Consider the following 25,030-nt stretch of genomic DNA (forward strand, 5'->3'; position numbering starts at 1 on the left):
GGCTCCTCCTCAGAGGCACTTGAAATAGTCGAAGGGCTCGGCGCAGGACCGGCAGCGGTAATGCGCCTTGCAGGGGGTGGAGCCGAACTCCGACAGCCGCTCGGTGTCCGTGGCGCCGCAGCGCGGACAGGCGACCGTGGGCGCGCCGAAAAGCGTGGCCTTGCCGCCGCTTTCCACGGGCGGCGCGATGCCGTAATCGCGCAGTTTCTCGCGCCCCTCCTCGGTGATCCAGTCGGTGGTCCAGGGCGGGCTCATCACCCGCTCGACGCGCGCCTCGAACCCCGCCTCGCGCAGGGCCTGCTCGATCGCGAACTCGATGGCGAGCGTCGCGGGACAGCCGGAATAGGTGGGCGTGACACCCGCCACCGCGGCCCCGTTCTCGATCCTGACCCAGCGCAGGATACCCAGATCGGCCACCGTGACGCAGGGCACCTCCGGGTCGGGCACGGCCGCCGCGGCCTCCCAGGCACGGGCCTCTTCCATCGTCGCCGCCTCGGCCATCACCAGACCGCCCCCGGATGCGCGCGATGCGTGACCTGCATCTCGGCCAGCATGTGGCCCAGCGCCTCGCCATGGCGCATCTCGCGCCCGCCCTGCTGCGGGAACCGCACCTCCGGGATCGTCAGCTTCGCCTCGGCGAAGATATCGCCGATCACGCGATCCCATTCGGGGCGCATCGCAGCCCGGTCAGGGAGCGCCGCCACGCCGCTCGCGGCTTCGGAGGTATGAAAGAGCTCGTCGGTGTAGCGGTGCAGCTCCTCGACCGCCTCGGCCATGCGCCGCGCGCTCTCCTCCGTGCCGTCGCCGAGGCGGATCACCCATTCGCCGGAATGACGGATGTGATAGGCCATCTCCTTCACCGCCTTGCCGGCGATGCCCCGAACGGTCTCGTCCGGGCTCTCCAGCGCGGCTTTCCAGTAGGGCTCCATGAAGGCCGCGAAATAGAACTGGCGCAGCATGGTCTGGGCGAAGTCGCCGTTCGGCCGCTCCACCAGCAGGCAGTTGCGATAGTCCGTCTCGTCGCGAAGATAGGCCAGCGCGTCCTCGTCGCGCCCCGCCCCCTCGACCTCGCCCGCGTAGGTGTAGAGCGAGCGCGCCGAGCCGATCAGATCGAGCGCCATGTTGGGCAGCGCCAGGTCCTCCTCCAGCATCGGCGCATGGCCGCACCACTCGCTCACCCGGTGGCCCAGCACCAGGTGATCGTCGGCAAGCTCCAGCAGGGCCTCGAACAGCGCCATCACATGTGCCCCACGTCTTCGGGGATGTCGTAGAAGGTCGGGTGGCGATAGACCTTGCCCGCTGTCGGCTCGAAATTCTCCGCCGCCTGGTCGGGGTCGGAGGCGGTGATCGCCTTCGACGGCACCACCCAGATCGAGGTGCCCTCGCCGCGGCGCGTGTAGACGTCCCGTGCGGCGTCGAGCGCCATGACCTCGTCCGTCGCGTGAAGGCTGCCGACATGCTTGTGCGAAAGCCCGTTGCGGGGCCGGATGAACACTTCCCAAAGAGGCACTTCACCGCTCATCGCGCCCACTCCTTCTTCTTGGATGAAAATACTCCCGGGGGGCCAGCCCCGTCGCCCGAGCGCATCACTCTGCCGCGATCGGGGCCGCCTCGGCCGCCCTCTGCCGCCGCTTCTCGGCATGGGCGAGAGCCGCCTCGCGGACCCAAGCGCCGTTCTCCCAGGCCGCCTTGCGTGCCTTCACGCGGTCCCGGTTCATCACGCCGCCGCCCTTCACCACGCGCCAGAACTCGTCCCAGTCGATGGTTCCGAAATCGTAGCCGCCCTTCTCCGCGTTCCACGTCAGGTCGGTGTCCGGGAATGTGAGGCCGAGGTACTCGCCCTGCGGCACGGTGGCGTCCACGAACTTCTGGCGCAGCGCGTCGTTCGAGAAGCGCTTGATCTTCCACGCCATGTTCTGGTCCGAGTGCTGGCTCTCGCTGTCATGAGGCCCGAACATCATCAGAACCGGCCACCACCAGCGATTCAGTGCCTCCTGCACCATCTCGCGCTGCGCAGGCGTGCCCCGCGCCAGCGTCATGACGATCTCGTAGCCCTGGCGCTGGTGAAAGCTCTCTTCCTTGCAGACGCGGATCATCGCGCGGGCGTAGGGCCCGTAGGAACAGCGGCAGAGCGGGATCTGGTTCATGATCGCCGCGCCGTCCACGAGCCAGCCGATGATGCCGATATCGGCCCAGGTGAGCGTGGGGTAGTTGAAGATCGACGAATACTTCGCCTTGCCGGAGTGCAGCTCCTCGGTCATCTCCTCGCGCGAGACGCCCAGCGTCTCGGCCGCCGAGTAGAGATAGAGCCCGTGGCCGCCCTCGTCCTGCACCTTGGCCAGCAGCGCCGCCTTGCGCTTGAGCGAGGGCGCGCGCGTGATCCAGTTGCCCTCGGGCAGCATCCCGACGATCTCGGAATGCGCGTGCTGACCGATCTGGCGGACCAGCGTCTTGCGGTAGCCCTCGGGCATCGCGTCGTTGGGCTCGATCTTCTCTTCCGCGTCGATCCGTTTCTGGAACGCCGCCAGGAATTCCGGGCTTTCCTCCGTGCGCGCGTCGGCGCCGATCAGACCCTGTGCGTACATGCCACGCCTCCTCCAAATGAACACTTTCAGTATATATTACGAAACCGCGTCTCCCAAGAGATTTTTGTAATACTTGCATCGCGCCCATCCGGCGCCCATCAAGTGGCCATGCAGAAAACGCTTCTTTCCATCGGGCACGGCTACACGGCGCAGGCCCTGGCACGGCGGCTGCACGGCGCCGGCTGGCGAATCATCGGGACGACGCGCAGCGCGGACAAGGCGCGGGACCTCGCCGAAGACGGGATCGACGCGCGCGTGTGGCCCGGCGACGACCTCGGCCCGGCGCTCGCCGAGGCCACGCATCTTCTCAGCTCGGTCTCGCCCGACGCGGATGGCGACCCGGTGCTCTCGGCGCTCGGGGCGGCCATCGCCGAGGCGGCGCCGGGGCTCGAATGGGCGGGATACCTCTCCACGACCGGTGTCTACGGCGATCGGGGCGGTGGCTGGGTGGACGAAACGACACCGGTCGCGCCCGCGACCGAGCGCGGGTACCGCCGCGCCGAGGCCGAGGCGGCATGGCGCGCGATCCCGGGCCTGCCGATCCACGTCTTCCGGCTGGCCGGCATCTACGGCCCCGGCCGCAGCGCCCTCGACCGGCTCCGCGCCGGGACGGCGCGGCGGATCGTGAAGCCCGGACAGGTCTTCAGCCGCATCCATGTCGACGACATCGCGCAGGTCCTCGCCGCGTCCATGCAGAGGCCGGCGCCCGGCGCGGTCTACAATGTCTGCGATGACCTGCCGGCCCCGCCGCAGGACGTGATAGAACACGCCGCCGAACTGCTGGGCCTGCCGGTTCCCCCCGCCATCCCCTTCGAGGAGGCCGAGCTTTCGCCCATGGCCGCCAGCTTCTACTCCGACTCGAAGCGCGTCCGGAACGACCGCATCAAGGAGGATCTGGGCGTGTCGCTCCTTCATCCAGATTACAGGTCGGGGCTGCGCGCGCTGCTTGACGCAGAGCACGGCGACTGAGCGGCGCGGCAAGAGGTTTCCAAACCTCTTGCCCGGACGCCCGCCAGAGGCGAAGCCCAGCCGCGGGGATGTGCATCGCGCGCCGGCGTTGTCCTCAGGCGCGTTGGCCGGCCACCCGTGCGACGCCGAGGGTCTCCAGTACCTTTGCCTCGATGTCGGTCGCGTTCATGCCCGCCACCTCGTACATCTCGCGCGGGCTCGCCTGGTCGATGAAGATGTCGGGCAGCACCATCGAGCGATACTTGAGCCCGGTGTCGAAGACGCCTTCCTCGGCCAGAAGCTGCGCCACGTGGGACCCGAAACCGCCCACGGCGCCTTCCTCGATGGTGATGAGCGCCTCGTGCCCGCGGGCAAGCGCCAGGATCAGCTCCCGGTCGAGGGGCTTGGCGAAGCGCGCGTCGGCGACCGTGGGCGCGACGCCGCGCGCCTCCAGCGCCTCGGCGGCCTCCAGCACCTCCTTCAGGCGCGCGCCGAAAGACAGGAGCGCCACGCGCCCGCCTTCGCGGATCATCCGGCCCCGGCCGATCTCCAGCGGCACGCCGCGCTCGGGCATCTCCACGCCCATGCCCTCGCCGCGCGGATACCGGAAGGCGATGGGCCCCTCGTCATGCGCGGCCGCCGTCGCGACCATGTGCACGAGCTCCGCCTCGTCGGCCGCCGCCATCACGGTGAAGCCCGGAAGGTTGGCGAGATAGGCGATGTCGTAGCTGCCCGCATGGGTCGCGCCGTCCGCCCCCACGAGCCCGGCGCGATCGATGGCGAAGCGCACCGGCAGGCGCTGGATCGCCACGTCGTGCACCACCTGGTCGTAGCCGCGTTGCAGGAAGGTCGAATAGATCGCCGCGAAGGGCCGCATGCCCCCGGCGGCGAGGCCCGCGCAGAAGGTCACGCCGTGCTGCTCGGCGATGCCCACGTCGAAGCAGCGCGAGGGGTAGCGCTCGCCGAAGAGGTCGAGGCCGGTGCCGTCGGGCATCGCCGCGGTCACCGCGCAGATGCGCGGGTCGCGGCCCGCCTCGTCGATGAGCGCGCGCGCGAAGACCTTGGTGTAGGACGGCGCGTTCGAGGGCGCCTTCTTCTGCTCGCCGGTCACCACGTCGAAGGTCGCACGCGCGTGGCCCTTGTCGGGCGCGGTCTCGGCCGGGTGATAGCCCTTGCCCTTGCGGGTGATCGCGTGGATCAGCACCGGCCCGGTGGCGCGCGCCTTCACCGTGCGCAGGACGGGCAGGAGCTGGTCCATGTCGTGCCCGTCGATCGGCCCGATGTAGGAAAAGCCCAGCGCCTCGAAGAGCGTGCCGCCCACCGCCATGCCCTTGAGCAGGTCCTTGGCGCGCTTCGCGCCCTCGCGGAACGGCTCGGGCAGGAGGCTCACCGCCCCCTTGGCCGCCGCCTTCAGGTCCTGGAACGGCGCCTCGGCGTAAAGCCGCGAGAGGTAGCTCGACATCGCGCCGACGGGGGGCGCGATCGACATCTCGTTGTCGTTCAGGATGACGATGAGACGGCGGCCGAGATGGCCGGCGTTGTTCATCGCCTCATAGGCCATGCCCGCGCTCATCGCGCCGTCGCCGATCACGGCGATCGAGTCGCCGTGGCCGGTCGGGCACGCACCACCGAGATCGGCGGCCACCTTGAAGCCGAGCGCGGCGGAGATCGAGGTGGAGGAATGCGCCGCGCCGAAGGGATCGTAGGGGCTTTCCGAGCGCTTGGTGAAGCCCGACAACCCGCCCTTCTGGCGGATCGTCCGCATCCGGTCGCGCCGCCCCGTCAGGATCTTGTGCGGGTAGGACTGGTGGGAGACGTCCCAGATGATCTTGTCGCGCGGCGCGTCGAAGATCGCGTGCAGCGCGACGGTGAGTTCCACCACGCCGAGCCCGGCGCCGAGATGGCCGCCCGTCCGGCTGACCTGCGCGATGGTCTCCTCGCGCAGTTCGTGGGCGAGACGGGTCAGCTCGGCATCGCTGAACCGCTTGAGGTCTGCCGGGCTTTCGACGCGATCGAGAAGCGGGGTCGCTGGAACGGACGTCATGGGTGTCGGGCCTCCTCGGCCGGGCCGTCAACTTTCGCGGGAGATAACGAAGCGCGCAAGCTCCCGCAAGGTTCGGGCCTCCGCGCCATAGGGCGCCACGGCGTCGCACGCCTCTTCGGCAAGCGCGGCGGCGCGGGCCTTGGCGGGGGCGAGCCCCATGAGCGACACGAAGGTCGCCTTGCCCGCCGCCGCGTCCTTCTGAAGCCGTTTTCCGGCCTTCCGCGCGTCGCCCTCGACGTCGAGCACGTCGTCGGCGATCTGGAAGGCCAGGCCCAGCGCGCGGGCATAGGCGGCCATCGGCGCGGCATCCGCGCCCGCCATGCGCGGTCCGGCCTCGGCCGCCCAGCCGAAGAGCGCGCCGGTCTTGTCGGCCTGCAGCGCCTCGATCTCCCGAAGTCCGAGCGGCCGCTCGGCGCTTTCCGCCGCGATGTCGAGAGCCTGCCCGCGCACCATGCCCGCCGCGCCTGCCGCGCGGGCGAGGGTCAGGGCGAGCGCGGCGCGGACCGCCGGGTCCGGGTGGCACTCCTCGCGAAGGACCATCTCGAACGCCGCGCTTTGCAGCGCGTCACCTGCCAGCACGGCCGTCGCCTCGTCCCATTTGACATGCACCGTGGGCTGGCCGCGGCGCAGGTCGTCGTCGTCCATGCAGGGCAGGTCGTCGTGCACGAGGCTGTAGGCGTGGACCGCCTCGATCGCGGCGGCAGGCCAGAGCGCGCGCGCCTCTTCCACCCGGTGAAGCCGCGCGCCCTCCAGCGCGAGGAACCCCCGCAGCCGCTTGCCCCCCGCCGCCGCGTAGGCCATGGCCCGCGCCACCGGAAGATCGCCGTAGCCCGCAAGCGCCGCGGCGAGATGCGTTTCCACCGCCCCGGCGGCGGCCTCCAGCCGGACGCGGAACATCAAAGTCCGTCGGCGGGCGCGGTGCCGGTGGGCTTGCCTTCGGCGTCGAGGCGGATCTGCTCGACCTTGTCCTCGGCTTCCCTGAGCTTCTGCTCGCAGCGCGCCTTGAGCGCGGCGCCCCGTTCGTAGAGCCGGATCGACTGTTCGAGCGCGACGTCGCCACGCTCGAGCTGGGTCACCAGCTTCTCGAGTTCGGCCATGGCCTCCTCGAAACTCATCTTCTCGACGGGCGTTTCCTCGCTCATGCCGCGGCCTCCCTCAGTTCGGTGACATGCGCCGCCACGCTCGCGGCCAGCGCCTCCAGATCATAGCCCCCCTCCATGACCGAGACGAGCCGCCCGCCGCAGAGCTCCGCCGCGAACGCGCAGAGTTCCCGCGTCACCCAGGCGAAATCCTCCGTCCGCCATTCGAGATTGGCGAGCGGGTCGGCGGCATGCGCGTCGAAGCCGGCCGAGACGACGACCAGTTCCGGCGCGAAGGCGCGCAGCCGGGGGAACACCTGCGCCTCGTAAAGCGCGCGCATCTCCGCGCCGCCCGTTCCGGGCGCGAGCGGAAGGTTCACAACGTTGTCGAAGGCGCCGCGTTCGTCCGGCGCGCCAGTGCCGGGCCAGAGCGGCATCTGGTGGGACGATATGAAAAGGGCGCGCCGCTCGTCCCACAGAAGGTCCTGCGTGCCGTTTCCGTGATGCACGTCGAAATCCACCACCGCCACACGCTCCATCCCGTGATGGTCGAGGGCGTGGCGCGCGGCGAGCGCCGCGTTGCCGAAGAGGCAAAACCCCATCGGCGTCTCGGTCTCGGCATGATGCCCCGGCGGACGCATCGCGCAGAACGCGTTCCCGGCCTCGCCCGCGACCACCATGTCCACGGCCTTGACCGCGGCGCCGGCGCCGCGGAACGCCGCGTCGAGCGAGCCGGGCGACAGGAACGTGTCGGCGTCGAGCTGCGCGAAGCCTTCTTCGGGCAGTGCGGATCGCAGCATGTCGAGGTAGCTGCGCGGGTGAAGCCGCAGCAGGTCGCTTTCGCTGGCCATCGGGGCCGAAACGCGCTTCAGGTCGCTCATCGGTGCGAGGGCGTGCAGCACATGCTCCAGCCGGGCGACCTGTTCGGGGTGGCCCGGCGGCGTGACGTGACGAAAACCGTCGTCATGGGTGAGAAGGGCGGTTGTCATGGGCGCATCTAAACCCCAGCCGCCCGGCGGACACAAGCCGGCCGCGCCCGGTCAGTCGGGGGCGAGCATGTAGCCCGAGCCGCGCACGGTCTGCAGGTAGCGCGGCTGTTTCGGGTCGGCCTCCAGCTTGCGCCGCAGCCGCGTGATCTGCACGTCCACCGCGCGTTCCTGCGCCTGCGCCCCGTCGCGCCCCGCGACGCGGCCAAGTTCCTCCACGAGGCGGGCGCGGCCGATGGGCTCGCCGGGCGCGGCGGCGAAGATCCGCATGAGCTGGTCCTCGGTCGCGGTCAGGCGCACCGGTTCGTCGCCGCGCCAGAGTTCGCCGCGCTCGATGTCGTAGCGCAGCGGCCCCAGCTGCAGCAGCTTGGGCATCGCGACATCGGCGGGCGTTTCCGGCATGCGCCGCAGGATCGCGTTGATCCGCAAGAGCAGTTCCTTGGGCTCGAACGGCTTGGACAGGTAGTCGTCCGCCCCGGCCTCGAGCCCGGCGATCCGGTGCTCGGTCTCGCCCAGGGCGGTCAGCAGAAGCACCGGGGTCGCCCGGCTCTCGCGCAGCCAGGCGGTGAAGGAGACGCCGTCCTCGCCAGGCATCATCACGTCCAGCACCACGAGATCGAAGTCGAGCCCCGAAAGAAGGCGCCGCGCATGCGCCGCGTCGCGCGCCGCCGTGACGAGGAACCCGTGCCGGATGAGGAACTTCTGCAAAAGGCCGCGGATGCGCTCGTCGTCATCCACCACCAGCAGATGCGGCGCGGCGTCTCCCATCAGCGGCCCTCCCGCAGGCGGTGATAAAGGCGCCGCATCTCGGGGTCCATCATCGCCTCCAGCACCTGACGGAAACCGGCCACCGCCTCGGGGCCCGCGGCGCGATAGGCGGCGCGCATCCGCGCGCGCTGGGCGTCGGAAAGCTCGCGCTCCAGCGCGGCGCCCTTGTCCGTCAGGTAGAGGTGACGCTCGCGCTTGTCGGACCGGCCGACGCGGCTTTGCACGAGACCGTCGGAAATCAGCCGCCTGAGCACGCGGTTCAGCGATTGCTTGGTGATGCCGAGAATGGTCAGCAGGTTGTTCACGGTCGTTCCGGGCGCGACGCCGATGAAATGCATCGCCCGGTGATGCGCCCGGCCATAGTCGTAGTCGGCGAGTATCCGGTCCGGGTCGGCCGTGAAGCCGCGATAGGCGAAGAACATCGCCTCGATCCCCTGCCGGAGTTGATCATCGGTCAGGAAGAGGAGCGTTTCCCCCCCGCCGTGGCCCGCGCCGCCGCGTCCGTCGTTCATGCCGCCCTCCCACGCTCGCAAGGGGCCGTCTTCCATGGCAGCTTACGTCAGCCTTATTGACATTCCAAGGGGTGGCTGGTAGCGATTCCCGATTTTTGCGCAATTTTGTGTCCGCTGCGGACATATCCGGCGCAACATTCGTGAAGGCTCGTCTGGGAAAGGATCCGACATGGCAGGCTACGACGATCGCGACGGCAAGATCTGGATGGACGGGACGCTCGTGGACTGGCGCGACGCGAAAGTTCATGTCCTCAGCCACGCGCTGCATTATGCAAGCTCCGTCTTCGAGGGCGAGCGCGCCTATGGCGGCCGGATTTTCGAAAGCCGCAAGCATTCCGAACGGCTGATCGCGTCGGGCGCGGCGATCGACATGCCGCTGCCCTGGACCGCGGACGAGATCGAGGCGGCCAAGTCCGCCGTGATGGAGGCGAACGGGTTGTCAGACGCCTACGTCCGCGCGGTGGCCTGGCGCGGCGCGGGCGAGGACATGGGGGTCAGTTCCGCGCGCAACCCGGTGCGCCTGGCCGTGGCGGCGTGGGAATGGGGGGCGTATTACGGCGCCTCGAAGATGAAGGGCGCGAAACTGGACATTTCCAAGTGGAAGCGGCCCAGCCCCGAGACGATTCCGTCCCACGCCAAGGCGGCGGGCCTTTACATGATCTGCACCATGTCGAAGCACTCGGCCGAGGCGAAGGGCTGCGCCGACGCGATGATGTTCGACTATCGCGGCTACGTGGCCGAGGCGACCGGCGCCAACATCTTCTTCGTCAAGAATGGCGAGGTGCACACGCCGCTTCCCGACTGCTTTCTGAACGGGATCACCCGGCAGACCGTGATCAGGATGCTGAAGGACCGGCAGGTGCCCGTGCACGAACGGCATATCGAGCCGGCGGAACTCGAGAGCTTCCAGCAATGCTGGCTGACGGGCACGGCGGCCGAGGTCACGCCCGTGGGCCAGATCGGCGACTATGGTTTCGAGGTGGGTGCGCTGACGCGCGAGATCGCCGAAGCCTACGAGGCGCTGGTCCGCAGCTAGGGCTCGGCGGCCCGTCCGGACATGGGCGGGCCTTCGCCACGGCGCACCCGCGCGACCCCGGCGATCCGCCCGACACTTGCGCGAAAACAACCCGCCACGCTCATCATTTGGTCAGGATTTCCGGACAGGGTGCAGCGTGTATCCGCAGCGCATGCGATACGGGTGTCGGGTAAAGAGTGGCCTTGCGCCGCGGCGCAGTTCGGGTACGGCGGCCGGTCGACGGACCGGCCGTCTCCGCGCCCGGGACTCGGGAGGATGCGCGCGGTTTGCGGGCCGCGCCGGGCCGGCCGGCGCGACGTCAGCCCGGCGACATCCCGCGCAGCTTCTCCGACCGGCGCCTCAGCACTTCCACCGTCGTCAGAAGCGCGATCGAGATGCAGACGAGGATCGTCGCCACCGCGAGGATCGTGGGCGAAATCTGCTCGCGCAGGCCCGTGAACATCTGCCAGGGCAGCGTCTGCTGGTTCGCGGACCCGACGAAGATCACAACCACCACCTCGTCGAAGCTGGTGATGAAGGCGAAGAGCCCGCCGGAGATCACGCCCGGCAGGATGAGCGGCATCTGCACGCGCCGGAAGGTCGTCACCGGGTCCGCCCCGAGATTGGCCGCGGCCCGCGTCAGCGAGCGGTCGAAGCCCACGAGCGTCGCCGTCACGGTGATGATCACAAAGGGAATGCCGAGCGCGGCATGGGCCAGAACCACGCCCAGATAGGTGCCCTGCAAGCCGACCCGCGAGTAGAAGAAGTACATCCCTGCCGCCGAGATGATCAGCGGCACGATCATCGGCGAGATCAGGATCGCCATGATCGCCTGGCGGAACGGCACATGCTCGGAGGAAAGGCCGATCGCCGCCAGCGTGCCGAAGCTCACCGCGAGCAGCGTGGCGACGGGCGCGATCAGAAGCGAGTTGCGCAGCGCTTGCTGCCAGTCCGACGAGGTGAAGAAGTCGCGGTAGTGCTTGAGGCTGTAACCCTCGGGATCGAAGGCCAGCATCTCGGGCGTGAAGGTGAAGAAGTTCTCGGCGTTGAAGCTCAGCGGCATCACGACGAGAATCGGCGTGATCAGGAAAACGAAGACCGCGCCGCAGATCACGCGGAAGGTGTAGTACCAGAGCACCTGTCCCGCGGTCAGGTAGGGTGGCAGGAACATGCGGTAGCGGCCGCGGCCGATCCAGTAGATGAACCAGCCGATGAACCACCCGAAAAGCGCACCGACGATCGCGCCGGGTATGGCACCGACCGCGAAGCCGGCCACGCCGAAGAGCGCGATCAGCCCCCACCTGAGGCTGCGTTCCCGCTCGACCCCGGCAACCGCGAGGGCCGCGTAGGCCAGCGCCGCGCAGACCGCCGCGCCGACGACGATGCCCAGAAGCGTGGAGCCCTGCGCCGTGCCCACGAAGATCCCGAAGAACGCCCCCGCGGCGGCCACGACGGGCAGCGTGAACGAGAATGGCAGCGTCTTCGTTTCGGTGATGACGACCCCGTCGGACATCTGTCAGCCCCCAAGCTTCACGTTGTCGATGCCCACGATCTTGTCGTAGGCCCAGTAGAGTACCAGAACCACGACCAGCAGGATCGAGCCCAGCGCGGCCGCGAGGCCCCAGTTGAGCGAACTGGAGATGTGATAGGCGATCCGGTTCGAGATGAACGTGCCGGTGGTGCCGCCGACGATCTCGGGCGTGATGTAGTAGCCGATGGCCAGGATGAAGACGAGGATGGACCCCGCCCCGATCCCCGGCACGGTCTGCGGAAAGTAGACCCGCCAGAATGCGGTCCAGTCCGTCGCGCCGAGCGATTTGGCGGCGCGCAGGTAGCTGGGCGGGATCGTCTGCATCACCGAGTACATCGGCAGGATCATGAAGGGCAGCAGGATGTGGGTCATCGCCACGATGGTGCCGAACTGGTTGTTGATCATGATGAGACGCGACTCGTCGGCCACGAGGCCCAGCCAGACCAGCGTGTCGTTGATCACGCCCTGCTGCTGAAGCATCACCTTCCAGGCCGAGGTTCGGACCAGCAGCGACGTCCAGAAGGGAAGAAGCACCAGAATGAGAAGCAGGTTGGCCTGCCGCATCGGCAGGTTGGCCAGGATCCAAGCCACCGGGTAGCCGAGCAGAATGCACGAGAAGGTGATCATCAGGCTCATGAACATCGTGCGCTGGAAGAGCAGCCCGTAGATCCGCTCGTTCTCGGGACGAAGCTCGGGGCCGTCGGGGCTCTTCTGCATGTCCACCGCGTTCAGGAAATACCCCATCGTGTAGGGCGGAGAGTAGGTCTGGATCGTCCGCCAGGGCTCGATCGTGCCCCACCCCTCATGGGTTTCGATCATCGCCTCGCGGTAGGTCATCGTCTCGAACCCGGGCGCGGCCTCGGCCGCGGCGCGCAGGAGGTCGGCGTGCGGCCCGTCATAGGCGGCGACGTCGGCGCCGCCCGTCAGATCCTCGTAGAGCTGCGTGTAGACGTAGCTCCACGGTTCGTCCTCGGCGGGGCTCTCTTCCTCCTCGGCCTGCATGAACTCCGCATAGAGGCGGTACGCCTCGGCGGTGCGGGGCAGCACCTCCGCGATGCCGTCGCGCAGCTCGAAGGGCGGCGGGCTCTCTTCGTCGTAATCGACGCCGGCGTCGCGCTCCACCCAGCCGGGATCCGCCATGATGTCGATCCAGGTCGACGCCTCGTCCCAGGCTTCGTTCAGATCCTCGAACTGGTCCTGATAGAGCTCGCCAAGGTCGTCCACCCCGCGTCCCGACCGCCGGAAGAGCGACGACATGCCGGTGCTTTCGTAGTTGAGCCGGCTGCCGAGCCGGGTGTGCTCCTTGCGCTCGGCGGCGAGGAAGAGGTCGGCGTAAAGCGCCTCGAACGTGCTTTCGGGCGGCAGCTCGCCACTGTCGGCCGTCCAGTCCTGGAGCTCCGCGGTGGTGCGCGGCAGCGTCTCGGATACGATCTGGTTCTCGACCGACCGGAACAGCATGTCCACGATCGGCGCGATGAAGGTGATGAGCACGAAGATCAGCAGCGGCGCGATCAGCGCGAGCGCCCTGAGCTTCTGCGCGCGCAGCGCGCGTTGCAGGCTTTTCTTGAGCGGCGTGCCGTCGGCGGCAAGCACCGGCCCCGAATCGTCGCTCGAGGCGATTCGAAGCGCGTCGTCCGGTGTCGGTGCGCGCTTGCCCGTTGTGGTGTCCGTCACGTCGGTCATGTGTCGCCCTGTGCCCTGCGCCCTGGGGAAACCGGGCACCGGCCGGTCTGGTCCGGTGCCCGGAAGCGAAGGAGCGCGGTTGCGCTCCCTCGCGGTGTCACGGTCGTACGGCGCTTACTGCGCGAGCCACGACTGGAACTTCGCGTCGATGTCGTCGCGGAAGTCCGCCCAGAACTCGTAGTTGTAGAGCAGGGTGTTCGACGCGTTGTCCGGATCGGTCGGCATGTGCGGTGCCATCTCGATGCCGAGCTCGGCATGCTTGTCCACCAGCGGCGCCGAGGAGTCGCGTGCCGGGCCGTAGGAAATGTACTTCGCCTGATCCGCGAGACGCTGGGTATCCGTGGCGAACCACAGGAAATCCATGACGCGGTTCAGCTCTTCATCTTCCAGACCTTCGGGGATGATCCAGCCATCCAGGTCGAACACCTGCATGTCCCACATCATGCCCACGGGCTGGTCCTGCTCCTCGATGACCGAGAAGAGGCGGCCGTTGTAGGTCGAGCCCATGAAGATCTCGCCGTCGGCCAGAAGCTGCGGCGTGTCGGCGCCGGCCGACCACCAGATCACGTCGTCCTTGATCTCGCCGAGCTTGGCGAGCGCGCGATCCTGGCCCTCCGGGGTGGCGAGAACGTCGTAGATCTCGTCCTTGGCCACGCCGTCGCAGTAGAGCGCCCATTCCATGTTGTTGATCGGACGGCGCTCGAGGCTGCGCTTGCCCGGGTAGGTCTCGGTGTCCCAGACATCGCAGACGCTGCTCGGCGCATCGACGCCTTCCGGCACCATGTCGGTGCGGTAGCCGAAGGTCGTCGAATAGACGATCTGCGGGATGAAGCAGTCCGACACGATCAGGTCGCCGAAATCGTCGGAGGCATCGGTGCCGTCCGGCGCGGGCTGGAGGATGTCGTCGTGATCGACTTCCATCGCGAGGCCCTCGTCGCAGAGGCGGATGGCGTCGGAGGCCACCACGTCCACGAGGTCCCAGGTGATGTTGCCGGCCTCGTCCATGGCGCGCAGCTTGGCGACGGCCTCGTTCGAGCTTTCGTCCCAGGTCGCGGAGACGCCGGGGTTCATCTCGAGATAGGGCTCGACGTAGGCCTTCTGCTGCGAGTTCTGATACGCGCCGCCCCAGGAGACGAGCGTCATGCTGTCGGTCATCGGCTCACCCGCGACCGGGCTTTCCATGTCCTGTGCGGCAAGACCGCCGGCGGCGACGGTCAGCGCCGTCGTGGCCAGAAATGTCTTCGCGAGTTTCATTGGATACTCCCTTGTAACGCCCGTCTTGCGTTGACGGGGCCGGCGTCACGGGCGGGACGGCCTGGCCCTCGGTGCGTCGGCGAGCCCATCGGGCCGCGACGATGTTGCCGCGCCGTTGCGGCGCGTGTTTCGGAAAAGCGGTTCTGCGGATCACGCGTCGAGCGCACGGCAGTCCTCTGGCAGCCAACCGATCTCGATCTTCTCGCCCGGCTTCATCCTTCGCTGGTCCGGCGCGTTGCGCGTCTTGATGATGAAGTCGTCCTTGCCGGCGACGCGCAGCCGCGTGCGGAAGATGTCGCCCATGTAGATGAACTCCAGCACTTCCGCGGGAAGCGTGTGCGCGTCCGGCTTCAGGCGGTTCTTGTCGATCTCCACCCGCTCGGGGCGAATCGAAACGAGGGTGCGTTCGCCCGGCTTGGCCACGTTGACCGGCTTCGCGTCGATCACCTCGCCATCGTCGAGCTCCACGAGCGCGTAGCCCTGGCGCAACTCCTTGATCGTGCCGAGAAGCGTGTTGTTCTCGCCGATGAACTGCGCGACGAAGCTGTTTTCCGGGCTTTCGTAAAGCTCGTCGGGCGGTGCGAGCTGCTGGATCTTGCCGTCGTTGAAGACCGCGACCCGGTCCGACATCGTCAGCGCCTCGGTCTGGTCGTGGGTGACGTAGACCGTGGTGATCCCGAGATCGTGGGCGAGGTTGGTAATCTCGAACTGCATGTGTTCGCGCAGCTGCTTGTCGAGCGCGCCGAGCGGCTCGTCCATGAGCACCAGCTCCGGCTCGAAGACGAGCGCGCGCGCAAGGGCGATCCGCTGCTGCTGCCCGCCCGAAAGCTGCGCGGGGCGGCGGCCGCCGAAGTCGCCCATCTGTACCATGTCGAGGGCGCGGCGGACTTTCGCCTCCCGGTCGGACTTGCCGATCCCGCGCACCTCCAGCGGGAAGGCCAGGTTCTCCGCCACGGTCATGTGGGGGAACAGCGCGTAGTTCTGGAACACCATGCCGATGCCGCGCTTGTGCGGCGGGATGTTGTTTATGGATACGCCGTCCAGCTTGATCTCGCCATGCGTGGCGGTCTCGAAGCCCGCCAACATCATCAGACACGTCGTCTTGCCGGATCCCGAGGGCCCCAGCATGGTCAGGAACTCGCCCTTGGGCATGCTGAGGTTCAGGTCTTTGACGACGAGCGTTTCGCCGTCATAGCTCTTCTGCACGCGCTCGAATGCGACGAACGCTTCGTCGTTCTGCGACTCGGCCAAGTCTGGCTCCCCGTTGTTGTTTCGCAGGTTTTGCATCCTGCTTTGTCGGCGACGATTAAAACCGCGACGCCGATGGTGTTTCAAGCATAGCCTAGCGGTTTCCCAAGCCAACCCCGATTTTCAGGCCCGATCGGCTTAATTTTCGGGCCATGGCAGTCGATCGGACTGCCATGGCCCGGGCGGCGGCGGGTCAACCGAGAACGTCGGCCACCGCCCTCGCGGTCTTGGCGGCGATCTCTTCGGCCTCCGCGCGGCTCAGGCAGAAGGGCGGTGCGAAGCCCAGGATGTCGCCCTGCGGCATCGCCCGAGCGATCACGCCATGCTTCAGAAGCGCGGCCGCGACGGTCGGACCGACCTTCCGGGCGGGGTCGAAGAAACGCCGCGCGTCGCGGTCCTCGACGAGCTCCACCGCGGCCAGCATCCCCTCGCCGCGCACCTCCCCGACATGCGGGTGCGCAGCCAGCGCGTCGCGCAGCGCGGCGTTCAAATGGGCGCCGGTCTCGCCCGCGGCGCTGACGAGATCGAGCTTGTCGATGAGTTCGAGGTTGGCCACGCCCGCCGCCGCGCCCACCGGGTGCGCCGAATAGGTCCAGCCGTGCCCGATGGGCCCCATCGCGTCGGTCCCCTCCTCGAGCACCTTCCACACGCGCTCGGACACGATGGAGCCCGACAGCGGCGCGTAGGCCGAGGTCAGCCCCTTGGCGATGGTGATGAGATCCGGCCGCAGACCGTAATGCTCGGACCCGAACATCGTCCCGAGCCGGCCGAAGCCGGTGACCACCTCGTCGGCCACGAGCAGGATGTCGTGCCGTTCGAGGATCGGCTGGATCGCCTCCCAGTAGCCTGCCGGCGGGGGCACGATGCCGCCCGTGCCCAGCACGGGCTCGGCCCAGAAGGCGGCGATCGTGTCGGCGCCCTCGCGCTCGATCAGCGCCTCGAGTTCGGCCGCGCAGTGCGCCACGAAATCCGTCTCGCTCATCGCCGGGTCCGCACGGCGGTAGTAGTAGGGCGCCTCGGTGTGCAGCAGTTGCACGAGCGGCAGGTCGAAGGCTTTGTGGAAAAGCTCCAGCCCGGTGAGCGAGCCGGTCATCAGCCCCGAACCGTGATAGCCGCGCCAGCGCGAGATGATCTTCTTCTTCTCAGGACGGCCCCGCACGTTGTTGTAGTACCAGACGAGCTTCACGTTGGTCTCGTTGGCGTCCGATCCCGAGAGACCGAAATAGACCTTGCTCATGTTGGCGGGCGCACGGTCGAGAACCATCTTGGCGAGACGGATCGAGACTTCCGTGCCGTGCCCGGCATAGGCGTGGTAGTAGGCGAGTTCGCGCGCCTGCTCGGCGATGGCGTCGGCGATCTCGGTCCGGCCGTAGCCGACATTCACGCAGTAGAGCCCGGCGAAGGCGTCGAGCAGGCGATTGCCCTCGCGGTCCACGATATGGCTGCCCTCGCCGGTCCGGATGACGCGGTTCGGCGCCTCGCCCCGCGCGAATTGCGCGAGATGGGTGGAGGGATGGAAGAAATTCTCCCGGTCCCACTGGTCGAGCATGTCGTTCTTCAGCATCTTCGTCCTCTTGCTTGCGCGGGGTCGCACCCCCGCTGCCTTTTCCTGTCGGACCCCGTCCGCCGCGGCGCGCCGGCCATTCGGCCGCGACGCCCGGTCGAAGGGGCCAAGGGGTTTCGAAACCCCTTGGCAAGACGCTTCGAAGCGTCTTGCGCCTCACCCCCAGTCGCGGCAGACGTACTTGATCTCGGTGAAGGCCTCCATCCCCTGCCGGGCCCCTTCGCGTCCGATCCCGGACTGCTTCATGCCGCCGAAGGGGATGGGCGCGCCGGTCACCTTGGTCCGGTTCACCGCCACCATGCCGAACTGCAGCGCCCGCGTGATACGGTAGATGCGGCGCGGGTCCTGGCTGTGAAGATAGGCGACGAGACCGTATTCGGTCGCGTTCGCGCGCGCCACCACCTCGTCCTCGGTGTCGAAGGGCGCGACCGCCGCGACCGGCCCGAAGGTTTCCTCGGCCATGATCGTCGCCGCGTCCGGGACATCCGCCAGGATCGTCGGCGCGAAGAAGAGATCGCCCAGATCCGCCCGGCGCCCGCCGCCGGCGAGCACCCGCGCGCCACGCGCCACCGCGTCGGCGACATGCGCCTCCTGCTTGGCGAGCGCCGCCGCGTTGGTCAGCGGCCCGATGTCGGGATCCTCCATCCCCGGCCCGACGCCCAGCGCCTCGGTCGCGGCCGCGAGCCGCGAACAGAACGCCTCGTAGACGGGGCGCTCCACGTAGATCCGGTTCGCGGCGAGGCAGTCCTGACCCGAGGTCGCGAACTTGGCCTTCATCGTCTCCGCCACGGCCTTGTCGAGATCGGCGTCGGCGAAGACGAGAACCGGCGCATGGCCGCCCAGTTCCAGGACCAGCCGCTTCACCGTGTCCGCGCACTGGCGGTAAAGGAGCCGCCCCACCTCCGTCGAGCCGGTGAAGGAGAGCGCCCGCACCCGCGCGTCCTCCGTCCAGGGGCCGACGACGACCGGCGCCTCGCCCGTCACCACGTTGAAGACGCCCGCGGGCATGCCCGACCGGTCGGCGAGTTCGGCAAGCGCCAGCGCCGAGAAGGGCGTCTCGGCGGAGGGATGCGCCACGACGGTGCATCCGGCGGCCAGCGCGGCGGCGGCCTTGCGCGTCAGCATCGCGGAAGGGAAGTTCCACGGTGTGACCAGCGCGGCGACGCCCACCGGCTCGCGCCAGAGCTCCACCTCGGCGTCGGGGAGGTGGCTGGTGACGCCCTCGATGTTGGGCCGGCGTGTCTCCTCGGCGTAGAACTCCACGAAGCTCGCGGCATAGTCGATCTCGCCGCGGGCTTCCGAGAGCGGCTTGCCCTGCTCCATGACCATGATCCGGGCGAGGTCCTCGCGATGCGCGATCATCAGCTCGTAACAGCGCCGCAACACCGCCGCGCGCTCCTGCGGCAGCGCGACCGACCAGTGCGGAAACGCCGCCGCGGCGGCGTCAACGGCGGCCCGCGACTGCGCCGCGTCCAGGCTGACCACTTCGCCCAGCCGCGCCCCCGTCGCGGGGTCGGTCACGGCGATGGCCGCGCGGTCGCCGCCGACCCACTTTCCATTCACGTAGGAAAAGCTCCGCGCGAGGCGCGGGTCGGCGAGACCGTCGAGCGGCGAGGCGGCGAGGTGCTGATGCAGGGACATGGGCGGGCCCTCCTTTCCCCGCCATCATGGCGCCACGACGGCGGGGGTGGGGTCTGAAATGCGCCGCCCTGGCAGAAGATCCGTCTGCCCGCACCCGCCGGGCGGGATCAATCGGTCTGCCCGAGAAGCCAGAGCGGCGGCGCGGGCGGCCCCTTCACCGGCTTCGTCACGATGTAGGTGTAATAGCGCGCCATGCCGATCCGCGCCGCCAGCATCCCGTCGATGAGGCGCTGGTAGGCGTCGATGTCACGCGCGACCACCTGCATGAGGTAATCGAAGCCGCCGCCGAGCGCCCAGACGGCGGACACCTCCTCGTAGCCCTGCACCGCGCGCTCGAAGGTCTGGAAGCTCGCAGCGGTGTGGTGCGAGAGCTCCACGGCCACGAAGACGTTGACATGCGGGCCGAGCGCCCGGGCCGCGACGCGCGCCCCGTAGCCCTCGATCACGCCCGCGCGCTCCAGCTTTTTCATCCGCTCCCAGGCGGGGGTCGGCGAGAGCCCCACCTTCTCGGCGAGCTCGGCCTTGGTGATCCGCCCCTCCGCCACGAGCGTGCGCAGGATCTCGATATCGCGCGCGTCCAGCCGGATCATGCCCGCGCGCCCGGGCCCGCCGTCCCGATCGCCCGGGCGGCGTGGACGACGATCGCCGCATCCTGCGCGCCCGTGCCGGTGAGGTCGGCGCGGGGGATCTCCTCCTCCGTGCGCCGGCCCGGCGCTTGGAGGCCGGTCAGGCATCCGTTGTCGAGAAAGACCGCCGGCACGAGCTGCACCGGCGCGCGCGGCCCGGCCTCCGTCGTGATGTGACTGTCATGCGGCATGGGGTCGTCCCTTCACGACGGTATCGCCAAGGACGATATCCTGCCCGGTGACGACGCGTATTAACAAGGCCATGTCGGGTTGCGGCCGGCCAGGAGGGTCGCTACGGGACGGCAAGCGCGGGCAGTTTCCCGCCAGCACCGCCGCGATCCCGATCACGCCGGCACATTCTGCCACCATGCGGTCCTGCCGGCGGAGCGGCACCGGTGGCGTGCCGTCCGCAACGCGCCGGATCCGGCGTGCGGCGGCGGGGATATCGCAGGGCTCGATCATGATCTCCCCCAGGATCGTTTCAGTTGTGCACAACAATTCGTCTCTGCCCGGGGCGCGGCCGCACAAACTTAAGACATTCAATGAATATCCTGAAAGCGGCATGCTGCATGTCGCTCTTTGACCTGACCTGTTGTGCACAACTGCCGCAGGATTGCACAGTTGCTTCGATCCAGGAGGTGCGCCAGTGATTCGCAAGGACATTCCCTTCAGCGCCGCCGAATACGAACGTCGGCTCAACCGGACGCGCATCGCGATGGAGGCCTCGGGTCTCGACGCACTCTTCGTCACCGACCCGTCCAACATGGCATGGCTCACGGGCTATGACGGCTGGTCCTTCTACGTGCACCAGGGCGTGATCGTGCTCAAGGACGCCGACCCCTTCTGGTGGGGCCGCGGGCAGGACGCGCAGGGCGCGCTGCGCACCGTCTGGATGGAGGACGCGCATGTCCTCGATTACGCCGACAACTACGTCCAGTCGATCGAACGTCACCCGATGCAGGACCTTGCCGCGAAGCTCGCCGAACTCGGGCAGGGCGAGGCCCGGATCGGCGTCGAGATGGAGAATTACTACTATACCGCAAAGGCGCACCACGCGCTGACCGAAGCCCTGCCCCGCGCCACGATCGAGGACGCCACCGCGCTCGTGAACTGGCAGCGCGCGGTGAAGTCGGAAGAGGAACTGGTCTTCATGCGCCGCGCCGCGCGCATCTCCGAGCGCATCATCGACGGGTTGGTGGAACGCGTGAGCGCGGGCGTGCCCAAGAACGAGATCGTGGCGGAGGCCTACGGCGACGCGATCCGCGGCGCGGACGGCCACTGGGGCGACTACCCGGCCATCGTGCCGCTGCTGCCGTCGGGCTCCGACGCCGCCGCGCCCCACCTGACCTGGAACGGGCGCCCGTTCGCCGGCGGCGAGGCCACCTTCTTCGAGGTCTCGGGCTGCTACCGGCGCTACCATGCGCCGCTCTGCCGGACGATCTTCCTGGGAACGCCGCCCGACGAGATCCGCCACGCCGAGGCCGCGCTGATCGAAGGGCTCGAGGACGGGCTCGACGCTGCGCGCGCGGGCAACCGCGCCTGCGACGTGGCCAACGCGCTCGCCCTGCCGCTGGAGCGGGCGGGCATCGAGCGCGGCGCGCGCTGCGGCTACGCCATCGGTCTGAGCTACCCGCCGGACTGGGGCGAACGGACGGTGTCGCTGCGCCCCGAGGACCAGACGGTGCTGATGCCGGGCATGACCTTCCACTTCATGCCCGGTCTCTGGATGCGCGACTGGGGGATGGAAATCACCGAATCCATCACGATCCGCGAGGACGGCCCGGCCGAGACCCTTTGCAACCGACCCAGAAAGATGTTCGTGAAAGAGCATGAACAAGCTATCCCGCGCCCGGCAGACATTGGCCGACCTGATCGCCTTCCCGACGGTTTCGTCGGACTCGAACCTGGAGATGATGGTCTACCTGGCGAACAGGCTGAGCCACCTCGGCGCCAGAACTGACCTCTTCCACGACGAGACCGGGCACAAGGCCAATCTCTTCGCCACGCTCGGGCCGGATCGCGAGGGCGGCGTGGTGCTTTCTGGCCATTCCGACGTCGTGCCGGCCGTGGCCGAGGACTGGAGCTCGGACCCGTTCGAGATGGTGGAGCGCGAGGGCCGGCTCTACGGTCGCGGCGCCTGCGACATGAAGGGGTTCATCGCCGCCACGCTCGCGGCGGCGGAGGGGCTGGACGCCGCCGCCCTGACCCGGCCGGTGCATTTCGCCTTCACCTACGACGAGGAGGTGGGCTGCCTCGGCGCCCGGGCCCTCGTCGAGGAGCTGGCGCGGCGCGAGGTCCACCCCGCGACAGCGATCATCGGCGAACCCACCTCCATGCGGATCGTGGAAGGGCACAAGGGCTGCTGCGAGTATACGACCCATTTCCGGGGCTGCGCCGGGCACGGATCGCAACCCGAACGGGGCGTCAACGCCGCGGAATACGCTGCGGCCTATGTCGGGCGGCTGCTGCAGCTGCGCCGCGACCTAGTGGCGCGCGCGCCCGAGGGCAGCCCCTTCGATCCGCCCTGGAGCACCGTGAACGTGGGCCGGATCGAGGGCGGCGTGGCGCACAACGTGATCGCGGCGCACGCCCATGTCGAATGGGAGACGCGCCCCGTCAGCGCGGCCGACCAGGCCTTCGTGAAACGGACCATGGCCGCCTATGTCGAGGAGGAGCTTCTTCCGGCGATGCGGTCGGTCTGGCCCGGCGCCGACATCTCCACCCAGACCATCGGCGAGGTGGAGGGGCTCGAGCCCATGACCGAGAACGCGGCGCGACGGCTCGTCGCCGAACTCACCGGCGCCAACGGCGCCGAGGTCGTGTCCTTCGGCACCGAGGCCGGCCTCTTCCAGAAGCTGGGTCTCGCCGCCGTGGTCTGCGGGCCGGGCAGCATCGAGCAGGCGCACAAGCCCGACGAATACGTGAGCCTCGACCAGCTTTCCGCCTGCCTCGACATGCTGGACCGGCTGGGCGGGCGCCTGGCGGCATGAACGAGGCGGTTTCCGACGCCGCCGCACGCCTCGCCCGCCTGCATGCCGAACTGCGCGAGCGCATCTGCCTTCTCGACTACCCGCCCGGCGCGAAGCTCTCGGAGGAGGCGCTGGCCGCAGAGCACGGCACCTCGCGCACGCCGCTGCGCCGGGCGCTGGCACGGCTGGAGGACGAGGGGCTGGTGCGCGCGGTCCACGGCGTGGGCACGCTGGTGACGGACGTCGACATCTCGGAGATGGGCCAGACCTACGCGCTGCGGCTGGAACTCGCGCAACTCGTCGGCATGCTCGACCCCGCGCCGGTGACGCAGGCGACGCTCGACGCTCTCGATACGCTCGTGGCCGACGGCGACCGTCTCGCCGCCGCGCCCGACCCGCGCGGCTTCGCGCGGCTCAACATGGCCTTCTTCGGCTTCGGCCTCGCCCTGACGCGGAACGAGCCGCTGCGCGAAGTTTCCGAGCGGCTTTACTACCGCACCGCGCGGATCTGGCTGCAGGCGATCCCGCGCATGGACCTCGCCGCCGAGATCGCGCATTTCCGCGCGGAGATGTCCGGGACGGCGGAGGCGCTCCGCGCCGGCGACCTTCAGGCCGCGGCGCTGCTGCGCCGGGCGCATCTGTCGATGAGCTTCGCGCGACTCAGCCGCTTCTGAGGGAACCGCGCCCGGCGGGGGTTGCGCGCCTGTCCCTGCCCCTATCATACGAGGGGCGCGCCGTCGGACGCAGCGGCTTAGACAACAGAAGGACTGGGCGTGCCCGGCCTCCATCTCACCCATCTCGCCCTGTCGCATTTCCGCTCGCACCGCCGCGCGGTGGTCGAGGCGGACGCGCGGCCCGTCGCGATCTTCGGGCCAAACGGCGCGGGCAAGACCAACCTTCTCGAGGCGGTCTCGCTCTTCTCGCCGGGGCGCGGACTCAGGCGGGCCGCCGCGGCGGACATGGCGCGCAAGCCCGAGGCGCTGGGCTGGAAGGTCGAGGGCCGGCTCGAGAGCTTCGGCATTGGCCACGGGATCGAGATGCGCTGCGAGGCCGGCGGTCCCCGCGAGCTGCGCATCGACGGCAAGCCCGCGCCGCAGGTCGCGCTGGGCCGGCTCGCGCGGGTGCTCTGGCTGGTGCCCTCGATGGACCGGCTGTGGATCGAGGGGGCGGAGGGCCGGCGGCGCTTTCTCGACCGGGTGGCGCTCAGCTTCTTTCCCGAACATGCCGACGCCGCGCTGGGCTACGAGAAGGCGATGCGCGAGCGCAACCGCCTGTTGAAGGAGCAGGTGCGCGACGCGAGGTGGTATGCCGCGCTGGAGGCGCAAATGGCGAGGTCGGGCGCCGCGATCGCCGCCGGGCGGCGCGCCGCGATCGACCGGGTGATGGCGGCGCAGGCGGACGCCCGGACCGCCTTTCCGGCGGCCGAGCTGTCGGTGGCCTACGGCGAGGAAGACATGCCGGAGGACGAGACCGCGCTCGCCGAGGCGCTCGCCCGCGGCCGCGGGCGGGACCTTCAGGCCGGGCGCACGCTTGCCGGCCCGCACCGCGCGGATCTCGCCGCGGTCTACGCCCCGAAATCCATGCCGGCGCAGGACTGCTCCACCGGCGAGCAGAAGGCGCTGCTCATCTCGCTCATCCTCGCCAATGCCCGTGCGCTCGCGGACGAGCTGGGCGCGCCGCCGATCCTTCTGCTGGACGAGGTCGCCGCGCATCTGGACGCGGACCGGCGCGCCGCGCTTTACGACGAGCTCTGCGCCCTTGGCGCGCAGGCGTGGATGACCGGGACCGGCCCCGAACTCTTCACCGCGCTGGGGGAGCGGGCGCAACGGATCGAGGTGACGGACGCGGCCGGAGAAAGCCGCTTGCGCGCGCACTGAAGCGACGTAGGCTCGCCCGGTCACCGGAGTCCGCAAGATGACCGTCACCGCCGCTGAGCTCACCCTATACACCGCCGCCGTCTTCGTGCTCTTCATGACGCCGGGGCCGGTCTGGATGGCGCTGACCGCGCGCACGCTCGCGGGCGGCGTGCAGGCCGCGTGGCCGCTCGCGGCGGGCGTGGTGATCGGCGACGCGCTCTGGTCGCTCCTCGCGCTGCTCGGCCTCGCCTGGGTCGTGTCCACCTACGGCGCCGCGATGACGGTGCTGCGCTGGGTCGCCGCAGCCGTCTTCGTCTGGCTGGGCGTCACGGTGCTGCGCAACGCGGACCGCACCATCGGCGCCGACAGCCGCCTGGTCCGGCCCGGGATGTGGGCGGGCTTCCTCGCCGGGCTGGCGGCCATTCTCGGCAACCCCAAGGCGATCCTGTTCTACATGGGCATGCTCCCGGGCTTCTTCGACCTGGCGGCGGTGCGCGCGCCCGACATCGCGGCGATCGTCTTCATCTCCATGGCGGTGCCGTTCGTCTGCAACCTGGGCTTCGCGCTCCTGGTCGATCGCGTGAAGCAGCGGCTCACCTCCCCCGGCGCGCTGCGGCGCACGAACCTGGTGGCAGGCGGGCTTCTGGTCGCGGTCGGCGTCGCGATTCCCTTCGCCTGAGCGCATCCGCCGAAAACCGTGTCATGCGCGTGACATTCCGGC

Annotated in this window: 26 protein-coding genes; 7 read left to right on the forward strand and 19 right to left on the reverse strand. The window is 69.1% G+C overall.

Translation table 11 applies throughout. The annotated features are described in order from the left end of the window. Positions 1-9: 9 nt before the first annotated feature. The 4 genes from paaD to paaA form a co-directional block, all read right to left on the reverse strand. Positions 10-501: a 1,2-phenylacetyl-CoA epoxidase subunit PaaD gene (gene paaD, locus AB6A66_RS06795; protein ID WP_371038101.1), complete on the reverse strand. Its 492-nt coding sequence runs from the start codon at positions 499-501 to the stop codon at positions 10-12. After that, positions 501-1,238, reverse strand: coding sequence for a 1,2-phenylacetyl-CoA epoxidase subunit PaaC (gene paaC, locus AB6A66_RS06800; RefSeq protein WP_371055290.1), 738 nt, complete (start codon positions 1,236-1,238; stop codon positions 501-503). Before paaC ends, paaD begins: the two co-directional genes overlap by 1 nt. Next, a complete protein-coding gene (gene paaB / locus AB6A66_RS06805) occupies positions 1,238-1,522 on the reverse strand; it encodes a 1,2-phenylacetyl-CoA epoxidase subunit PaaB (RefSeq protein ID WP_371038099.1) in 285 nt (94 codons plus the stop codon). The genes paaC and paaB overlap by 1 nt, the downstream gene beginning before the upstream one ends. A 64-nt stretch (positions 1,523-1,586) precedes the next feature. Continuing rightward, positions 1,587-2,585, reverse strand: coding sequence for a 1,2-phenylacetyl-CoA epoxidase subunit PaaA (gene paaA / locus AB6A66_RS06810; RefSeq protein WP_371055291.1), 999 nt, complete (start codon positions 2,583-2,585; stop codon positions 1,587-1,589). Positions 2,586-2,693: 108 nt separating this feature from the next. Here paaA and AB6A66_RS06815 point away from each other — a divergent pair, with 108 nt between their 5' ends. Next, complete coding sequence (locus AB6A66_RS06815) at positions 2,694-3,554, forward strand: SDR family oxidoreductase (protein ID WP_371055292.1); 861 nt, start codon at positions 2,694-2,696, stop codon at positions 3,552-3,554. Positions 3,555-3,648: 94 nt separating this feature from the next. Here AB6A66_RS06815 and dxs read toward each other — a convergent pair whose 3' ends face one another. From dxs to AB6A66_RS06845, 6 genes are read right to left on the reverse strand one after another with little or no spacing between them, the layout of a single operon-like run. Further along, entirely contained in the window at positions 3,649-5,577 is a 1,929-nt protein-coding gene (gene dxs / locus AB6A66_RS06820; RefSeq protein ID WP_371055293.1) for a 1-deoxy-D-xylulose-5-phosphate synthase, read from the reverse strand. A gap of 27 nt (positions 5,578-5,604) precedes the next feature. Next, positions 5,605-6,474 carry a polyprenyl synthetase family protein gene (locus tag AB6A66_RS06825; protein ID WP_371055294.1) on the reverse strand — a complete coding sequence of 290 codons (870 nt, stop codon included), beginning with the start codon at positions 6,472-6,474 and terminating at the stop codon, positions 5,605-5,607. Beyond that, positions 6,474-6,719, reverse strand: a complete 246-nt coding sequence (locus tag AB6A66_RS06830) for an exodeoxyribonuclease VII small subunit (protein ID WP_371055295.1) — start codon at positions 6,717-6,719, stop codon at positions 6,474-6,476. The genes AB6A66_RS06825 and AB6A66_RS06830 overlap by 1 nt, the downstream gene beginning before the upstream one ends. Then, positions 6,716-7,645, reverse strand: coding sequence for a histone deacetylase family protein (locus AB6A66_RS06835; protein WP_371055296.1), 930 nt, complete (start codon positions 7,643-7,645; stop codon positions 6,716-6,718). The genes AB6A66_RS06830 and AB6A66_RS06835 overlap by 4 nt, the downstream gene beginning before the upstream one ends. A gap of 51 nt (positions 7,646-7,696) precedes the next feature. Beyond that, complete coding sequence (locus tag AB6A66_RS06840) at positions 7,697-8,410, reverse strand: response regulator (protein ID WP_371038092.1); 714 nt, start codon at positions 8,408-8,410, stop codon at positions 7,697-7,699. After that, positions 8,410-8,922: a MarR family winged helix-turn-helix transcriptional regulator gene (locus AB6A66_RS06845; RefSeq protein ID WP_371038091.1), complete on the reverse strand. Its 513-nt coding sequence runs from the start codon at positions 8,920-8,922 to the stop codon at positions 8,410-8,412. The genes AB6A66_RS06840 and AB6A66_RS06845 overlap by 1 nt, the downstream gene beginning before the upstream one ends. 169 nt (positions 8,923-9,091) lie before the next feature. Here AB6A66_RS06845 and AB6A66_RS06850 point away from each other — a divergent pair, with 169 nt between their 5' ends. Beyond that, the gene (locus tag AB6A66_RS06850; protein WP_371055297.1) at positions 9,092-9,958 is read left to right on the forward strand and encodes a branched-chain amino acid aminotransferase; all 867 of its coding nucleotides are present in this window, start codon (positions 9,092-9,094) and stop codon (positions 9,956-9,958) included. A gap of 298 nt (positions 9,959-10,256) precedes the next feature. Here the strand turns inward: AB6A66_RS06850 and AB6A66_RS06855 are convergent, their stop codons facing one another. The 9 genes from AB6A66_RS06855 to AB6A66_RS06895 form a co-directional block, all read right to left on the reverse strand. Continuing rightward, a complete protein-coding gene (locus AB6A66_RS06855; RefSeq protein ID WP_371038089.1) occupies positions 10,257-11,450 on the reverse strand; it encodes an ABC transporter permease in 1,194 nt (397 codons plus the stop codon). Positions 11,451-11,453: 3 nt separating this feature from the next. Then, the gene (locus AB6A66_RS06860) at positions 11,454-13,151 is read right to left on the reverse strand and encodes an ABC transporter permease (RefSeq protein WP_371055298.1); all 1,698 of its coding nucleotides are present in this window, start codon (positions 13,149-13,151) and stop codon (positions 11,454-11,456) included. Positions 13,152-13,265: 114 nt separating this feature from the next. Beyond that, positions 13,266-14,405: an extracellular solute-binding protein gene (locus AB6A66_RS06865; protein WP_371055299.1), complete on the reverse strand. Its 1,140-nt coding sequence runs from the start codon at positions 14,403-14,405 to the stop codon at positions 13,266-13,268. A gap of 150 nt (positions 14,406-14,555) precedes the next feature. Further along, the gene (locus AB6A66_RS06870) at positions 14,556-15,692 is read right to left on the reverse strand and encodes an ABC transporter ATP-binding protein (RefSeq protein WP_371038086.1); all 1,137 of its coding nucleotides are present in this window, start codon (positions 15,690-15,692) and stop codon (positions 14,556-14,558) included. A 154-nt stretch (positions 15,693-15,846) separates the two neighbouring features. After that, on the reverse strand, positions 15,847-17,217 hold the full coding sequence (locus tag AB6A66_RS06875; protein WP_371055300.1) for an aspartate aminotransferase family protein: 1,371 nt from the start codon (positions 17,215-17,217) through the stop codon (positions 15,847-15,849). A 156-nt stretch (positions 17,218-17,373) separates the two neighbouring features. Then, on the reverse strand, positions 17,374-18,858 hold the full coding sequence (locus tag AB6A66_RS06880) for an NAD-dependent succinate-semialdehyde dehydrogenase (RefSeq protein ID WP_371055301.1): 1,485 nt from the start codon (positions 18,856-18,858) through the stop codon (positions 17,374-17,376). A gap of 107 nt (positions 18,859-18,965) precedes the next feature. Continuing rightward, the gene (locus AB6A66_RS06885; protein ID WP_371055398.1) at positions 18,966-19,445 is read right to left on the reverse strand and encodes an Lrp/AsnC family transcriptional regulator; all 480 of its coding nucleotides are present in this window, start codon (positions 19,443-19,445) and stop codon (positions 18,966-18,968) included. Then, positions 19,445-19,675 carry a hypothetical protein gene (locus AB6A66_RS06890; RefSeq protein WP_371038083.1) on the reverse strand — a complete coding sequence of 77 codons (231 nt, stop codon included), beginning with the start codon at positions 19,673-19,675 and terminating at the stop codon, positions 19,445-19,447. Before AB6A66_RS06890 ends, AB6A66_RS06885 begins: the two co-directional genes overlap by 1 nt. Continuing rightward, positions 19,665-19,946 (reverse strand): hypothetical protein, encoded by a 282-nt coding sequence (locus AB6A66_RS06895; RefSeq protein WP_371055302.1) that lies wholly within the window; start codon positions 19,944-19,946, stop codon positions 19,665-19,667. Before AB6A66_RS06895 ends, AB6A66_RS06890 begins: the two co-directional genes overlap by 11 nt. Positions 19,947-20,130: 184 nt before the next feature. Here AB6A66_RS06895 and AB6A66_RS06900 point away from each other — a divergent pair, with 184 nt between their 5' ends. The 5 genes from AB6A66_RS06900 to AB6A66_RS06920 all read left to right on the forward strand — a co-directional run bounded on the left by AB6A66_RS06900 (position 20,131) and on the right by AB6A66_RS06920 (position 24,988). Further along, on the forward strand, positions 20,131-21,444 hold the full coding sequence (locus AB6A66_RS06900) for a M24 family metallopeptidase (protein WP_371055303.1): 1,314 nt from the start codon (positions 20,131-20,133) through the stop codon (positions 21,442-21,444). Continuing rightward, entirely contained in the window at positions 21,344-22,474 is a 1,131-nt protein-coding gene (gene argE / locus AB6A66_RS06905) for an acetylornithine deacetylase (protein WP_371055399.1), read from the forward strand. Before AB6A66_RS06900 ends, argE begins: the two co-directional genes overlap by 101 nt. Further along, entirely contained in the window at positions 22,471-23,127 is a 657-nt protein-coding gene (locus tag AB6A66_RS06910; protein WP_371055304.1) for a GntR family transcriptional regulator, read from the forward strand. The genes argE and AB6A66_RS06910 overlap by 4 nt, the downstream gene beginning before the upstream one ends. Positions 23,128-23,226: 99 nt before the next feature. Beyond that, positions 23,227-24,330: a DNA replication/repair protein RecF gene (recF, locus tag AB6A66_RS06915; RefSeq protein ID WP_371055305.1), complete on the forward strand. Its 1,104-nt coding sequence runs from the start codon at positions 23,227-23,229 to the stop codon at positions 24,328-24,330. Positions 24,331-24,367: 37 nt separating this feature from the next. After that, the gene (locus tag AB6A66_RS06920) at positions 24,368-24,988 is read left to right on the forward strand and encodes a LysE family translocator (RefSeq protein ID WP_371038078.1); all 621 of its coding nucleotides are present in this window, start codon (positions 24,368-24,370) and stop codon (positions 24,986-24,988) included. Positions 24,989-25,030: the final 42 nt, after the last annotated feature.

It is taken from the genome of Rhodosalinus sp. K401, assembly GCF_041365735.1.
Taxonomy (GTDB): domain Bacteria; phylum Pseudomonadota; class Alphaproteobacteria; order Rhodobacterales; family Rhodobacteraceae; genus Rhodosalinus.

Coding starts and splice junctions, on each gene's coding strand:
- paaD (WP_371038101.1), bottom strand. CDS start 501: ATGGCCGAGGCGGCGACGATGGAAGAGGCCCGTGCCTGGGAGGCCGCG.
- paaC (WP_371055290.1), bottom strand. CDS start 1,238: ATGGCGCTGTTCGAGGCCCTGCTGGAGCTTGCCGACGATCACCTGGTG.
- paaB (WP_371038099.1), bottom strand. CDS start 1,522: ATGAGCGGTGAAGTGCCTCTTTGGGAAGTGTTCATCCGGCCCCGCAAC.
- paaA (WP_371055291.1), bottom strand. CDS start 2,585: ATGTACGCACAGGGTCTGATCGGCGCCGACGCGCGCACGGAGGAAAGC.
- AB6A66_RS06815 (WP_371055292.1), top strand. CDS start 2,694: ATGCAGAAAACGCTTCTTTCCATCGGGCACGGCTACACGGCGCAGGCC.
- dxs (WP_371055293.1), bottom strand. CDS start 5,577: ATGACGTCCGTTCCAGCGACCCCGCTTCTCGATCGCGTCGAAAGCCCG.
- AB6A66_RS06825 (WP_371055294.1), bottom strand. CDS start 6,474: ATGTTCCGCGTCCGGCTGGAGGCCGCCGCCGGGGCGGTGGAAACGCAT.
- AB6A66_RS06830 (WP_371055295.1), bottom strand. CDS start 6,719: ATGAGCGAGGAAACGCCCGTCGAGAAGATGAGTTTCGAGGAGGCCATG.
- AB6A66_RS06835 (WP_371055296.1), bottom strand. CDS start 7,645: ATGACAACCGCCCTTCTCACCCATGACGACGGTTTTCGTCACGTCACG.
- AB6A66_RS06840 (WP_371038092.1), bottom strand. CDS start 8,410: ATGGGAGACGCCGCGCCGCATCTGCTGGTGGTGGATGACGACGAGCGC.
- AB6A66_RS06845 (WP_371038091.1), bottom strand. CDS start 8,922: ATGAACGACGGACGCGGCGGCGCGGGCCACGGCGGGGGGGAAACGCTC.
- AB6A66_RS06850 (WP_371055297.1), top strand. CDS start 9,092: ATGGCAGGCTACGACGATCGCGACGGCAAGATCTGGATGGACGGGACG.
- AB6A66_RS06855 (WP_371038089.1), bottom strand. CDS start 11,450: ATGTCCGACGGGGTCGTCATCACCGAAACGAAGACGCTGCCATTCTCG.
- AB6A66_RS06860 (WP_371055298.1), bottom strand. CDS start 13,151: ATGACCGACGTGACGGACACCACAACGGGCAAGCGCGCACCGACACCG.
- AB6A66_RS06865 (WP_371055299.1), bottom strand. CDS start 14,405: ATGAAACTCGCGAAGACATTTCTGGCCACGACGGCGCTGACCGTCGCC.
- AB6A66_RS06870 (WP_371038086.1), bottom strand. CDS start 15,692: ATGCAAAACCTGCGAAACAACAACGGGGAGCCAGACTTGGCCGAGTCG.
- AB6A66_RS06875 (WP_371055300.1), bottom strand. CDS start 17,217: ATGCTGAAGAACGACATGCTCGACCAGTGGGACCGGGAGAATTTCTTC.
- AB6A66_RS06880 (WP_371055301.1), bottom strand. CDS start 18,858: ATGTCCCTGCATCAGCACCTCGCCGCCTCGCCGCTCGACGGTCTCGCC.
- AB6A66_RS06890 (WP_371038083.1), bottom strand. CDS start 19,675: ATGCCGCATGACAGTCACATCACGACGGAGGCCGGGCCGCGCGCGCCG.
- AB6A66_RS06895 (WP_371055302.1), bottom strand. CDS start 19,946: ATGATCGAGCCCTGCGATATCCCCGCCGCCGCACGCCGGATCCGGCGC.
- AB6A66_RS06910 (WP_371055304.1), top strand. CDS start 22,471: ATGAACGAGGCGGTTTCCGACGCCGCCGCACGCCTCGCCCGCCTGCAT.
- AB6A66_RS06920 (WP_371038078.1), top strand. CDS start 24,368: ATGACCGTCACCGCCGCTGAGCTCACCCTATACACCGCCGCCGTCTTC.